Source organism: Noviherbaspirillum album (assembly GCF_035916955.1).
GTDB lineage: Bacteria > Pseudomonadota > Gammaproteobacteria > Burkholderiales > Burkholderiaceae_D > Noviherbaspirillum > Noviherbaspirillum album.
In genome coordinates, this window is sequence record NZ_JAWIIV010000016.1 from 103,234 (window position 1) to 115,663 (window position 12,430).

Here is a 12,430-nt window from a genome sequence, read left to right on the forward strand (position 1 = left end):
AATGCAGGGGCGAAAAAAAACCGCCTGGTCTGTGGGCGGTACCTAATTCGGAGAACGCCCTCTCCCGCAGGCGGGAGAGGGGTGTTAACCACCTTACTGTCAAGCCAAACCTATCAATTCCAGGCGGATTAACGGTCGCCGTAGGAACGGCGGCCGCCGTCGCCTGCGAAGCGCGAGGACGACGACTTGCCGAAGCCACCGCCGCCGCCTTCCTTGCGCGGTGCCGCGCCAGGCTTGCTGAAGCTGCGCTGACCCGGCTTGCCGTTACGGCCTTCGCCCGGCTTCCATCCGCTGGGCTTGCGGGCCGAGCGCGGTGCAGGTGCCGATTTCTTCGGCTCGTAGCCTTCGATCACATCAACCGGAATCAATTGCTTGGTGAAGCGTTCGATGCGCTTGATGTTCATGTTTTCCGCATGGTTCACCAGCGAAATCGCCAGACCGTTACGACCCGCGCGGCCGGTGCGGCCGATGCGGTGCACGTAGTCTTCCGGGAACTTCGGCAGGTCATAGTTCACCACGTGGGTGATGCCCGGCACGTCGATGCCGCGAGCCGCCACATCGGTTGCCACCAGTACGCGTACCTGGCCGCGGCGCAATGCGTCGAGCGTGCGGTTGCGCGCACCCTGGTGCATGTCGCCATGCAGCGCGGCTGCAGCGAAGCCGGCGATGTTCAGGCGGTCGGCGATGGTATCGGCATCGCGCTTGGTGGCGGTGAAGACGACAGCCTGGTCGAGGGTCGCATCGCGCAACAGATGGTCGAGCAGGCGGTTCTTGTGCGACATGTCGTCGACGAAGTGCACGCGCTGCTGGATGTTTTCATGCTTGTTGCCCACGCTGGCGATCTGGATGACCATCGGGTCGCGGGTGATGCGCTTGGCCATGTTGCCTACGACGCCGTCGAGCGTTGCCGAGAACAGCATGGTCTGGCGGGTTTCCGGGGTTGCCGCGACGATTTTCTCGATGTCTTCGATGAAGCCCATGTCCAGCATGCGGTCCGCTTCGTCCAGCACCAGGATTTCAAGCTGCGAGAAATTGATCTTGCCCGACTCCATGTGGTCGATCAGGCGGCCCGGTGTCGCCACCAGGATTTCCGGATTGCGCGACAGGAGCTGCATCTGCTTCGGATACGGCATGCCGCCGAGGATGGATACGGCACGTACGCGGCGCAGGTTGGCGCCGTATTTCGTTGTTGCTGTCGTGACTTGCAATGCGAGTTCGCGGGTCGGTGTCAGCACCAGCATCTTCGGCTGCGCAGGCTGGAAACGCGGGCGCTCGCCACGTGCGCGTGCAGCCTGGCGTTCCTGGTTGGACGTCTTCGCGCCCGTTTGAACTTCGTGTTCAGCTTCGGCGAACTTGTGCAGTGCCGGCAGCATGAAGGCAGCGGTCTTGCCGGAGCCGGTCTGGGAGGAGACCAGCAGATCACGGTTTTGCATCGCTGCGGGTACCGCCTGCTCCTGGACAGAAGTAGGTTTGGTATAGCCGGCTTCGGTCAGGGCTTTGAGAATGGACGAATGCAGGCCAAGTGCTTCAAAAGTCATTGTGTTTCTTTCTTAAAAATCAACGCCGCGACCAAACTCGTAATGAGTTCGCGAACGTATTTGAAAAGGCAACGCCAACCAACGAAACAGCTGAGAAATGGGTTCTGAGAAATTTCGGCACAAAAGCTTTGCGCCGGGACGGTGTCCAGAATGGTGACACCAGAGGCGGGAGGGCTTTATGATTTATTGCTAAAGGGTTGCGGTGCTACGGGTGCTACAAGGTGTCTGCCTGTTGCAAACACAGGGACGCATTATACAGAGGAATGCGTCCCTGTGCCGGAGAAATTTCGGCGCCGCAGCAAAGGCATCTTAATGCTTTAATGCAAGACCATCTCCAGCATGGATTGAAGATGGAGCTGGAAGCGCCGAATTAAAGGGCGGCGCCTCGCATTAATCGCAATGAATAATGCCCGTTGCCTTTTATGCCTCGCCTGGCTCGGCGATGCCGCCCACCACATGCGAAAAGCCGCCGTCGACATAAGTGATTTCACCGGTGATGCCGCCGGCCAGGTCGGAGAGCAGGAAGGCGGCGGTATTGCCGACATCCTCGATGGTGACGTTGCGTCGCAGCGGCGCATGCGTCTTCACGAAGTTGAGGATCTTGCCGAAGTCCTTGATGCCGCTGGCCGCGAGCGTCTTGATCGGGCCGGCCGAAATGCCGTTGACGCGCACGCCTTTCTGCCCGAGCGACTCGGCAAGATAGCGCACGCTGGCTTCGAGCGAGGCTTTCGCAAGGCCCATGGTGTTGTAGTTGGGGAGGGCGCGGATCGATCCGAGGTAGCTCAGGGTGAGCAATGCCGAATTGTTGCTCAGCAAAGGCAGGGCGGCTTTTGCCATCGCCGGGAAGCTGTAAGCCGAAATGTCATGGGCGATCCGGAAATTCTCGCGGGAGAGGCCGTCAAGGAAGTCGCCGGCGATTGCTTCGCGCGGCGCGAAGCCGATTGCATGCACCAAGCCGTCCAGCTGGCTCCAGGACTTGCCGAGATCGGCGAACAGCGCATTGATCTGCTCGTCGCTGCCGACGTCGCAGTCGAAGATCAATTCGCTGTCGAACTCCTTGGCGAAATCGGTGATGCGGTCCTTGAAGCGGTCGCCGACATAGGTGAAGGCGAGCTCGGCGCCTTCGCGCTTGCAGGCCTGTGCGATGCCGTAAGCGATGGACCGGTTGGATAAGAGACCGGTAATCAGAATTTTCTTGCCTTGCAGGAATGCCATGGGAGACTCCAGTTGAATTTGTCGTATTTTACGCCGCCCGGCTCGGCCACCCTGTGCAAAGCCCGTCGTCGGATGGGACCCCGTCCCGTTTTTGAATTCGCAAGATTGTAGGGAGACTTGGACCCGGGAGCAACTTTTGGCGAACTATCGCCGTCGCCAGGGAGTCTGGTGGAAATCAAGCTTGAGTGGAACGCGGCATGCTACAAGCTTAAAATTCAGTTAACGCAGGGCAAGTTGCTGCGATTGGCGGTGAAAACCGGCTTCAGGGAAATTCCTTTCGGTACAATACCCCGGTCTCGTGAACGCTGAACCGACCTATCCAACCAGGCGAATGCGCAAATTACTCCTCTCCATCCTGTTCGGCATATCCGTACCCTATAGCGGCAGCAGCCACGCCGCCCATGCTTTTTCCCTTTACGACACGCCGAAATACCCGGCCGGATTCAAGCATTTCGATTATGTGAATCCCGATGCGCCGCGAGGCGGCGAGCTGTATCTCGCCAATCCCGACCGGCGCACCAGCTTCGACAAGTTCAATCCGTATTCGATGAAGGGTGTCGCGGCGGCGGGCGTCTCCAACCTGATGTTCGAAACGCTGGCAACCAGTTCCGCCGATGAAATGGCCACCATGTACGGCTTGCTGGCGGAGGACATGGAGCTGGCCGATGACCGCATGTCGATGACCTTCCGGCTGAATCCGCAGGCCAGGTTCAACAACGGCGACCCCGTGACCGCCGCCGACGTCAAGCATTCCTACGACACCCTGCTTGCCAAGGGCGCGCCGCAATTCAAGTCGGTGTTCGCCGACGTCAAGGAATGCGTGGTGGTAGACGAGCGCACCGTGCGCTTCGACTTCAAGGCGCTCAACCGCGAGCTGCCGCTGATCGTGGGCGGCGTGCCGGTGTTTTCCCGCAAATGGGGCGCGAATACTTCTTTCGACAGGATACAGCTGGAGCCGCCGATCGCAACCGGACCTTACCTGATCGACCGCTACGACGTCGGGCGCTCGATCATCTACAAGCGCAATCCGAACTATTGGGGCAACGATGTGCCGTCGCGCAAGGGCATGTTCAACTTCGGGCGCATCGTCTACCGTTTCTACAAGGACGATGTGGCGCGGCTGGAAGCCTTCAAGGCGGGCGAATTCGACGTGGTGGTCGAATACAGCGCCAAGAATTGGGCGCGCAGCTACATCGGCCCGAAGTTCGAAAGCGGCGAAATCGTCAAGCGCGAGCTGCAGCATTCGAATGCCGCGGGCATGCAGGGCTTCGTGATGAACCTGCGGCGGGAACAGTTCTCCGATATCCGGGTGCGCCAGGCGCTCGGGCTGGCGCTCGACTACGAATGGATGAACCGTCAGCTGTTCTACAACCAGTACAAGCGCATCTATTCCTACTTCAACAACAGCGAACTGGCGGCCAGGGGCATGCCCTCCGAAGACGAGCTGAAACTGCTTGAGCCCCTGCGCGACATGCTGGACCCGAAGGTGTTCGGCCCGGCGCCGTTGCAGCCGCGCACGGATGCGCCGAATTCCCTGCGCGCCAACCTGCTGCAGGCGCGCGAACTGTTCAGGCAGGCCGGATGGGAGTATCGCGACGGCGCGCTGCGCAATGCCAAGGGCGAAGTGTTCACATTTGAAATCCTGGATGACCAGTCTGCGCTGTCGCGCATCATCAGCGTATATATCCGCAACCTGCAGAAGCTCGGCATCCAGGTCAACCAGCGCACCGCCGACTATGCTCTGGTGCAGAAGCGGATGGAGGAATTCGACTTCGACATGACCAGCATCCGCTTCCCGGATACCACCAGCCCTGGCAATGAAATGTTCGACACCTTCGGTTCCAAGGCGGCTGACGAAAAGGGCTCGAACAATGCATGGGGCCTGAAGGATCCGGCCGTGGACAAGCTCGTTGCCAACCTGGTGGCGGCCGGCTCCCGCGCGGAACTGGTGGCCGCGGCGCGCGCGCTCGACCGGGTGCTGCTGCACAAGTACATCGTCGTGCCGCACTGGTTCTCCTCCACGCACAGGGTCGCCTATCGCAGCCGCCTGGGCATGCCGGAGAAGATGCCCCTGTACTACGCGGCCGATCCCTATGTGATATCGAGCTGGTGGCAGCAGAAGCCGAGGTAAGAAATGAATATCTGGTCCTATATTGCGAAGCGCATCCTGCTGATGATCCCGACGCTGTTCGGCGTCATCGCCATCACCTTCGCGGTGATCCAGTTCGTGCCGGGCGGACCGGTCGAGCAGGCGCTGATGGAGCTGAAGAAAGGCCAGGTCGGCACCGGCGAAGTCGGCGGCGGAGGCGGCTCCGAGTACCGCGGCCGGCAGGGCGTGGATGCGGAGCGGATCAAGGAAATCCAGGCGCTGTACGGCTTCGACAAGCCGCCGGCGGAACGCTTCGCGCAGATGGTCAGGGGCTTCGTCACCTTCGACCTCGGGCAAAGCTTCTACCACCACATGGATGTCTGGAATCTGGTGAAATCCAAGCTCCCGGTATCGATCAGCCTGGGGCTATGGACCTTCTTCCTCACGTATTTCATCTCGCTGCCGCTGGGCGTGGCCAAGGCGGTGCGCGAGGGCAGTCGCTTCGATGTCGCCACCAGCATCGCGGTGCTGATCGGCTATTCGATTCCCGGTTTCGTACTCGGCGTGTTCCTGCTGGTGATGTTCGGCGGCGGCAGCTTCCTGCAATGGTTTCCGCTGCGCGGCCTGACCTCCGACAATTGGGAGCAGCTGTCGCTGACCGGCAAGGTGCTCGACTATCTGTGGCATATCACGCTGCCGATCGTGGCCTCGGTCGCCGGTTCCTTCGCCGTGATGACGCTGCTGACCAAGAACACCTTTCTCGAGGAAATCCGCAAGCAGTACGTGCTGACCGCCCGCGCCAAGGGTCTGAGCGAAAAGACCGTGCTGTACAAGCATGTGTTCCGCAATGCCCTGATCCCGCTCGTGACCGGCTTTCCGGCCGCCTTCATCGGTGCCTTCTTCACCGGCAGCCTGCTGATCGAAACCCTGTTCTCGCTCGACGGCCTCGGCCTGCTGTCGTATGAATCGGTGATCCGCCGAGATTATCCGGTCGTGATGGGAACGCTGTACCTGTTCACCCTGATCGGCCTGGTGGTCAAGCTGATCGGCGATCTTCTCTATGTGTGGGCCGATCCGCGCGTGCAATTCGAAAGCCTGAGCCGATGACTCCAAACCAGCCGATTTCATCCGTGTCTCCATCGAAGCGCGTCTGGCTGCGCTTCAAACAGAACCGCCGGGGTTACTACAGTCTCATCATCTTCAGCATCCTGTTCGTCATCAGCCTGCTGGCCGAAGCGATCTCGAACGACCGGCCGCTGATGGTGCGCTACAACGGCCAGACCATGTTCCCGATCGTCACCGACTATTCGGAAAAGGTGTTCGGCGGCGATTTCGACACGCCGGCCGATTTTCTCGATCCCTTCATCCGGGACCAATTCCAGAAGGACGGCAACTGGGCGATCTATCCCATCAACCGCTATCGCTTCGATACGCTGAATTACTTCGCCACCTCGCCCAATCCTGCGCCGCCTACCGCCGAGAACTGGCTCGGAACCGACGACCGCGGACGCGACGTGTTTGCCCGCCTGCTGTACGGATTCCGCGTCTCGGTCCTGTTCGGAATGGCTCTGACGATCACCGGCGTGATCCTCGGCCTGGTCACCGGCGCGATCCAGGGCTATTTCGCCGGCAAGACCGATCTGCTGTTCCAGCGTTTCATGGAAATCTGGGGCTCCATGCCGGAGCTTTACCTGCTGATCATCTTCGCCTCCATCTTCCAGCCAAGCCTGGGGCTGCTGCTGGTCCTGCTGTCGCTGTTCGGCTGGATGGGCCTGTCCGATTACGTGCGCGCGGACTTCCTGCGCAACCGCAATCTCGAATACGTGCAGGCAGCGCGCGCGCTCGGACTGTCGAACCGGCAGATCATCTGGCGTCATGTGCTGCCCAACAGCATGACGCCTGTGATCACCTTCCTGCCGTTCCGCATGAGCGCGGCGATCCTCGCGCTGACCAGCCTTGACTTCCTCGGGCTGGGAGTGCCCCCGTCCACGCCCAGCCTCGGCGAACTGCTGGCACAAGGCAAGAACAACCTGGACGCGTGGTGGATCGCGCTGTCGACTTTCCTGGTGCTGACGATGACCTTGCTGCTCCTGACCAATATCGGCGATGCGCTGCGCAATGCGATGGATGTGCGGAGGAAGGCATGAGCCTGCTAGAGGTACAGAACCTGCGCGTCGGTTTCGGCGCCGCGACCGTGGTCAACGACGTCAGCTTCAGCATCGCGCCCGGCGAAAAGTTTGCACTGGTCGGCGAATCGGGGTCCGGCAAGACCGTGACTTCGCTTTCCATCCTCCGGCTCAGTCATGATGCCGACTATGGCGGACGCATCGTGTTCGCAGGCGAAGACTTGCTGCAGAAGCCGGAGCGCGCGATGCGCGCGGTGCGGGGCAAGGACATCGCAATGATTTTCCAGGAGCCGATGACAGCGCTCAATCCGCTGTTCACCATCGGCAACCAGATCGCGGAAGTGCTGATGCTGCATGAAGGCATCAATGCCAAGGAAGCGGCGCGGCGCACCGTCGACCTGCTCGACAAGACCGGCATCCCGGAGCCGGCGCGCCGGGCCATGGCTTATCCGCACGAACTCTCCGGCGGCCAGCGGCAGCGCGCGATGATCGCCATGGCGCTGGCATGCAAGCCCAAGCTGCTGATCGCCGACGAACCGACCACGGCGCTGGACGTCACCATCCAGGTGCAGATTCTCGAATTGCTGAACCAGCTGCAGCGCGAAGAGAACATGGCCGTGCTCATGATCACCCACGATCTCAACCTGGTGCGCCACTTCGCGGACCGCGTCGGCGTGATGGAGAAGGGCAGGTTGATCGAAACGGCGGACACCGGGGAGCTGTTTTCCAATCCGCGTGAACCCTATACCCGCAAGCTGCTGGCCAGCCATCCGAAGCGCATGGTGGAGGCGGTGAGGGAAGACGCCATGCCGCTGCTGGCCACCGATCCGCTGCGCTGCACCTTCTCGATCAAGAAGGGCTTGTTCAAGAAGATCCCGTTCGTTGCGGTCGACGGGGTTGACGTCGAGCTCAAGCCGCATGAAACCCTGGGCATCGTCGGCGAATCCGGTTCCGGCAAGTCGACGCTCGGAATGGCGCTGGTCAGGCTGTCGGCGGCGGAGGTGAGCGGGCGCATTTCCTTCATCGGCCATCCGATCAGCGAAATGAAGAGCGCGGCCCTGCGCCCCTTGCGGGCAAAGATGCAGGTGGTGTTCCAGGATCCGTTCGCATCGCTGTCGCCGCGGCGCACCATCGAGCAGATTGTCGGCGAGGGACTGGAACTGCATCAGCCGGGCTTGGGCAGCCAGGGCTTGCGCGATGCCGTGGCCGCTGCCCTGCAGGAGGTGGGACTGGCGCCGGAAATGATGACGCGCTATCCGCACGAGTTTTCCGGCGGCCAGCGCCAGCGCATCGCCATTGCACGCGCGCTGGTGCTCAAGCCGGAACTGATCCTGCTCGACGAGCCGACATCATCGCTCGATGTGTCGGTGCAGCAGCAGGTGCTGCAACTGCTCGCCGAACTGCAGCGCAAGTACGGCATGGCCTATGTTTTCATCAGCCATGATCTCGCGGTGATCCGCGCGATGGCGCATCGCGTGATGGTGATGAAGGATGGAAAAATCGTGGAACGGGGACGCACCGAGGATGTGCTCAACCATCCGAAAGAGGAGTACACGAAGCGGCTGCTTGCGGCGTCGACCTATTCCACGCTGAGCACTGCCGGCACGTCGGTCGGCGCGGAGGTTTGATCATCAACGCCGGATAGCTGATGCGCGAGGACGAAAAAATGCAGGCGCGAAGCCTGCATTTTTTATAAGCCCGCATGTTCCAGTGGTCAGCCAGCCTTCTTTTTCGTATTGTCCGCCACGGTCTTGCGCGACGGAGCAGGCGGCGCCTTGCGGTAGGTCGGCGCCTGACGCGCAACCTGGCGCACGGGGGCTTTCTGCGCGGCCTGCCTCGAGGCGGGTGAAGCGCGCGCAGGACGCTTAGACGACGCAGCAACGGCCTGCCGGTTCGGCACTTCCAGCTTGAGCGAGGTACCGGCCGCCACCTTGTCCTGCTTGAGATCGTTCCAGTCCTTGATCTGCGCCACGCTCACCCGGTTGCGCCGCGCGATCGCGGTCAGCGTATCCTTCTTGCCGACCTTGACCCAGATGCGCCGCGTTTCCGGGACGTCGGGCGCGGTGATCATCATTGCCGAATCCACCAGCTCCGGGGCGATATCCTTTTCCGGCGCATGTTCCGGCTTCGGCACCAGCAAGGTCGAGCCGGCCTTGACTACCATCCTGGGCGGAATATTGTTGACTTCGCGAATTACTTCCGGCGTGGTGCCGAACTTGGACGCGATCGATTCGATACGCTCGCGGGCGTTCGTGACCCTGTGCGCGGTCCATGAGGACAGCGCACGGCCCCACTTGGCGAGGTTGGACTTGAACTTCTCGGCGTTGTTCTGGGGCAGAAGAATCTGCGTATCCGAGCTGCCGGCGATCACCGGCTTGTTGAACTGCGGGTTGAGCGCCTTGAATTCATCGATCGACAGCTCGGCAAGCTGGGCCGCAACCTTGATGTCGATATCGCGTGTCTTGCCAATGGTGACGAAGTAAGGCTGGTTGTCCACTTTCGGCAGGACGATGGCGTAATCGGCCGGCGCGGCAATGATGTTCTTGACGGCCTGCAGCTTCGGGACGTAGTTCTTGGTCTCGAGCGGCATGTACTGCGACAAGCTGTTGAAGTCGATGGGCTGGTTGGCGGCGCGCGCCTTGTTGATGGCGCGCTGCACCGAGCCTTCGCCCCAGTTGTACGCGGCCAGCGCCAGCTGCCAGTCGCCAAACATGCCGTAGAGCTTCTGCAGGTAGGTCAGCGCCGCTTCGGTCGAGGCCAGCACGTTGCGGCGTTCGTCCTTGAAGGTACTCTGCGTGAGATTGAAGTCGCGCCCAGTGGACGGAATGAACTGCCACATGCCCGCCGCATGCGCGCTTGAATACGCCTGCGGGTTGAACGAGGACTCGACGAAGGGCAGCAGCGCCAGCTCGGTAGGCATGTTGCGCTTCTCGAGCTCCTGCACCACGTGGAACAAGTAGCGCGACGCCCGGGTCGTGGTGCGCACGAAGTAATCCGGGCGCGAGCTGTAAAACTGCGTCTGGCTGGCCACCAGCGGATTGTCGAGGTCGGGAATGCCGAAACCCTTGCGGATGCGGGCCCAGACGTCGATTTCTTCCATCGACAGTATCTGGATCAGGGGATCGTCGGGATCGTAGGGCCGTTCCATCGACGATACCTGCGACCAGTTGTAGAGCGGTAGGGAAAGATCTGCTGCCAGGGTGGCGACCGGGGCGCCGAGGAGGAGAAGCGCTGTAAAACGAGATATTCTTTTTTTCAGCGGATGCATGAGTCCTCACTTGCTGTGGATGAAGGGCAGCGTGGGCGCCCGGTTGAATCGACGGAGTTTACGTAATGGTGTTTTCCTGCGTCAAGATTTATCGGAAATTCGATGCAACTCTGACAACCGTTCCGCGTTGTTTTTAGCGGAAGGAATTTTTCCACTGCCGTAGGGCAGCAAAAACAGCAATTGGTTCCTTTGAGGAAACATGCCCGGTTGTTATCAGCCTGTCAGCAATCGCAGCTTCCGCATAACGCAGAAAAGGATTTGTTTCCTTTTCAAGGGCGATGGTCGACGGTACAGTCGGTTCGCCGCGATCGCGTTTCGCCTGTTCCCTGGTGAAACGTTCCTGTAATGCCGCATTGGCGGGTTCGACTTCAAGGGCAAAGCGCAGGTTGGACAGCGTATATTCATGCGCGCAGTACACCTTGGTATCGCCGGGCAGAGCAGCGAGCTTTTCCAGGGATGCCGCCATCTGTTCCGGCGTGCCTTCGAAAAGCCGGCCGCAGCCGCCGGCAAACAGCGTGTCGCCGCAGAACAACCATGAGTGTTCCGGTGCATGATAGGCAATATGTCCACGGGTATGCCCCGGCACATCCAGCACCTTCAGTTCAAGCCCCAGTTCCGGGACGGTTACGGCGTCGCCCTCGCCCAAAGGATACGTAATTGCGGGAATCGGTTCTTGACGCGGGCCAAAAACCGGCACGTTATACCGCTCGAGCAATTGCGGGACGCCGCCGACATGGTCAGCATGGTGATGTGTCAGTAGAATAGCAGCGAGGGCGAGGCCGTGGCGGTTCAGGCAGTCGAGGATCGGCGCCGCATCCCCGGGGTCGACCACTGCAGCGCTTACGCCATCGTGAATCAGCCACAGGTAATTGTCCTGGAACGCCGGTACAGTCAATACACTTAACATACGATGGATCATCCCTTGCCCGAAAAGGCCATTATAGCCCTCGGCCCCTGGTTGGAAACCCCGGTGGGCAGCTATGTCCGCGCCTGGCAGCAGGAGCGGCTCGACATGCTGACCGCCGATATCTTCGGTTTCAATGCCCTGCAGATCGGCCTGCCGCAGATCAATGCGCTGCGCGCCAACCGCATGCCCAACAAGTGGATGACCGACACCCACCTGCCGACGGATTCCGACAGCGCGCCGTCCAGGCCGATCGTGGTCGTGCATGATTTCGCCGAATTGCCGTTCGCCTCGCAAAGTCTCGACCTGATCGTCCTGCCGCATGTGCTGGAGTTCGCGGAGGAACCGCACCAGGTCCTGAGGGAGGTCGAACGGGTACTGATTCCCGAGGGACAGGTCATCGTCTGCGGCTTCAATCCGGCCAGCCTTTGGGGCTTGCGCCAGGTGACCTCGCGCCTGACCGGTACTCCTTTTCTTCCCGAACACGGGGAATTCATCAGCCTGCCCCGGTTGAAGGACTGGCTCAAGCTGCTCAGCATGGAAGTCAACCGCGGCCACTTCGGCTGCTATGCGCCTCCTTGCCTGACGGAGAAATGGCTGTCGCGGTTCGCCTTCATGGACGAGGCGGGCGAGCGCTGGTGGCCTTACCTCGGGGCAGTCTATATGGTGCAGGCGGTCAAGCGGGTGCGCGGCATGCGCCTCATCGGACCGGCCTGGTCCAAGCATACGGCCAAGGCGCCGCGAGGCGTGCCGGTGACCAATCGTGTTCAAAAACACAAGTAACGAATCAAAATGGAAAAAGTCGAAATCTATACCGATGGCGCCTGCAAGGGCAATCCCGGACGCGGGGGCTGGGGCGCATTGCTGATCGCGGGCCCGCACCGCAAGGAAATGTTCGGCGGCGAGCTGAACACGACCAACAACAGGATGGAGCTCAAGGCCGTCATCGAAGCCCTGTCGGCCCTGAAGCGGCCATGCGAGGTCATCGTGCATACCGACAGCCAGTATGTGCAAAAGGGCATCAGCGAATGGATACACGGCTGGAAGGCCCGCGGCTGGAAGACCGCGTCCAAGGAGCCGGTGAAGAACGTCGACCTGTGGCAGGCGCTGGACGCCGCCCGCGCGACGCACCAGATCGAATGGCGCTGGGTGAAGGGCCACGCCGGGCACGACGGCAATGAACGCGCCGACACGCTCGCCAATCACGGCGTTGCTTCGGCAAGCGCAACTGCTCTATAGTCTCGCAGTTGCACAATGGAAAAATGTGGCGGGAGCCTGGACAACGCCTCC

At 60.9% G+C, this 12,430-nt stretch carries 10 protein-coding genes; 6 read left to right on the forward strand and 4 right to left on the reverse strand.

Annotated features, from left to right (window positions below):
- Nucleotides 1-128 precede the first annotated feature (128 nt).
- Nucleotides 129-1,538, reverse strand: coding sequence for a DEAD/DEAH box helicase (locus tag RY831_RS18645; RefSeq protein ID WP_326507887.1), 1,410 nt, complete (start codon nucleotides 1,536-1,538; stop codon nucleotides 129-131).
- 420 nt (nucleotides 1,539-1,958) lie between these two features.
- Nucleotides 1,959-2,753, reverse strand: a complete 795-nt coding sequence (gene fabI / locus RY831_RS18650) for an enoyl-ACP reductase FabI (protein WP_326507888.1) — start codon at nucleotides 2,751-2,753, stop codon at nucleotides 1,959-1,961.
- Between the two features lie 331 nt (nucleotides 2,754-3,084).
- Here fabI and RY831_RS18655 point away from each other — a divergent pair, with 331 nt between their 5' ends.
- The 4 genes from RY831_RS18655 to RY831_RS18670 are packed head-to-tail and all read left to right on the forward strand — an operon-like array spanning nucleotide 3,085 to nucleotide 8,596.
- Entirely contained in the window at nucleotides 3,085-4,884 is a 1,800-nt protein-coding gene (locus RY831_RS18655; RefSeq protein WP_326507889.1) for an extracellular solute-binding protein, read from the forward strand.
- A 3-nt stretch (nucleotides 4,885-4,887) separates the two neighbouring features.
- Complete coding sequence (locus RY831_RS18660) at nucleotides 4,888-5,949, forward strand: microcin C ABC transporter permease YejB (RefSeq protein WP_326507890.1); 1,062 nt, start codon at nucleotides 4,888-4,890, stop codon at nucleotides 5,947-5,949.
- A complete protein-coding gene (locus RY831_RS18665) occupies nucleotides 5,946-6,989 on the forward strand; it encodes an ABC transporter permease (RefSeq protein WP_326507891.1) in 1,044 nt (347 codons plus the stop codon). Before RY831_RS18660 ends, RY831_RS18665 begins: the two co-directional genes overlap by 4 nt.
- On the forward strand, nucleotides 6,986-8,596 hold the full coding sequence (locus RY831_RS18670) for an ABC transporter ATP-binding protein (RefSeq protein ID WP_326507892.1): 1,611 nt from the start codon (nucleotides 6,986-6,988) through the stop codon (nucleotides 8,594-8,596). The genes RY831_RS18665 and RY831_RS18670 overlap by 4 nt, the downstream gene beginning before the upstream one ends.
- Before the next feature lie 86 nt (nucleotides 8,597-8,682).
- On the opposite strand, the gene RY831_RS18675 is transcribed toward RY831_RS18670, so the two are convergent.
- Together RY831_RS18675 and gloB are read right to left on the reverse strand one after the other, a co-directional pair.
- On the reverse strand, nucleotides 8,683-10,236 hold the full coding sequence (locus RY831_RS18675; RefSeq protein WP_326507893.1) for a transglycosylase SLT domain-containing protein: 1,554 nt from the start codon (nucleotides 10,234-10,236) through the stop codon (nucleotides 8,683-8,685).
- A 133-nt stretch (nucleotides 10,237-10,369) separates the two neighbouring features.
- Nucleotides 10,370-11,155, reverse strand: a complete 786-nt coding sequence (gene gloB, locus RY831_RS18680; protein WP_326507894.1) for a hydroxyacylglutathione hydrolase — start codon at nucleotides 11,153-11,155, stop codon at nucleotides 10,370-10,372.
- Between gloB and RY831_RS18685 the strand changes: the two genes are divergently transcribed.
- Both RY831_RS18685 and rnhA read left to right on the forward strand, forming a co-directional pair.
- The gene (locus RY831_RS18685) at nucleotides 11,147-11,923 is read left to right on the forward strand and encodes a class I SAM-dependent methyltransferase (protein ID WP_326507895.1); all 777 of its coding nucleotides are present in this window, start codon (nucleotides 11,147-11,149) and stop codon (nucleotides 11,921-11,923) included. The two genes, gloB and RY831_RS18685, sit on opposite strands and share 9 nt — an antisense overlap.
- Before the next feature lie 9 nt (nucleotides 11,924-11,932).
- Nucleotides 11,933-12,379, forward strand: a complete 447-nt coding sequence (rnhA, locus tag RY831_RS18690) for a ribonuclease HI (RefSeq protein WP_326507896.1) — start codon at nucleotides 11,933-11,935, stop codon at nucleotides 12,377-12,379.
- Nucleotides 12,380-12,430 lie beyond the last annotated feature (51 nt).

Excerpts from the sequence above, each read along its gene's own strand:
- RY831_RS18645 (WP_326507887.1), bottom strand. The coding sequence starts at position 1,538 with ATGACTTTTGAAGCACTTGGCCTGCATTCGTCCATTCTCAAAGCCCTG.
- fabI (WP_326507888.1), bottom strand. The coding sequence starts at position 2,753 with ATGGCATTCCTGCAAGGCAAGAAAATTCTGATTACCGGTCTCTTATCC.
- RY831_RS18655 (WP_326507889.1), top strand. The coding sequence starts at position 3,085 with ATGCGCAAATTACTCCTCTCCATCCTGTTCGGCATATCCGTACCCTAT.
- RY831_RS18660 (WP_326507890.1), top strand. The coding sequence starts at position 4,888 with ATGAATATCTGGTCCTATATTGCGAAGCGCATCCTGCTGATGATCCCG.
- RY831_RS18665 (WP_326507891.1), top strand. The coding sequence starts at position 5,946 with ATGACTCCAAACCAGCCGATTTCATCCGTGTCTCCATCGAAGCGCGTC.
- RY831_RS18670 (WP_326507892.1), top strand. The coding sequence starts at position 6,986 with ATGAGCCTGCTAGAGGTACAGAACCTGCGCGTCGGTTTCGGCGCCGCG.
- RY831_RS18675 (WP_326507893.1), bottom strand. The coding sequence starts at position 10,236 with ATGCATCCGCTGAAAAAAAGAATATCTCGTTTTACAGCGCTTCTCCTC.
- RY831_RS18685 (WP_326507895.1), top strand. The coding sequence starts at position 11,147 with ATGGATCATCCCTTGCCCGAAAAGGCCATTATAGCCCTCGGCCCCTGG.
- gloB (WP_326507894.1), bottom strand. The coding sequence starts at position 11,155 with ATGATCCATCGTATGTTAAGTGTATTGACTGTACCGGCGTTCCAGGAC.
- rnhA (WP_326507896.1), top strand. The coding sequence starts at position 11,933 with ATGGAAAAAGTCGAAATCTATACCGATGGCGCCTGCAAGGGCAATCCC.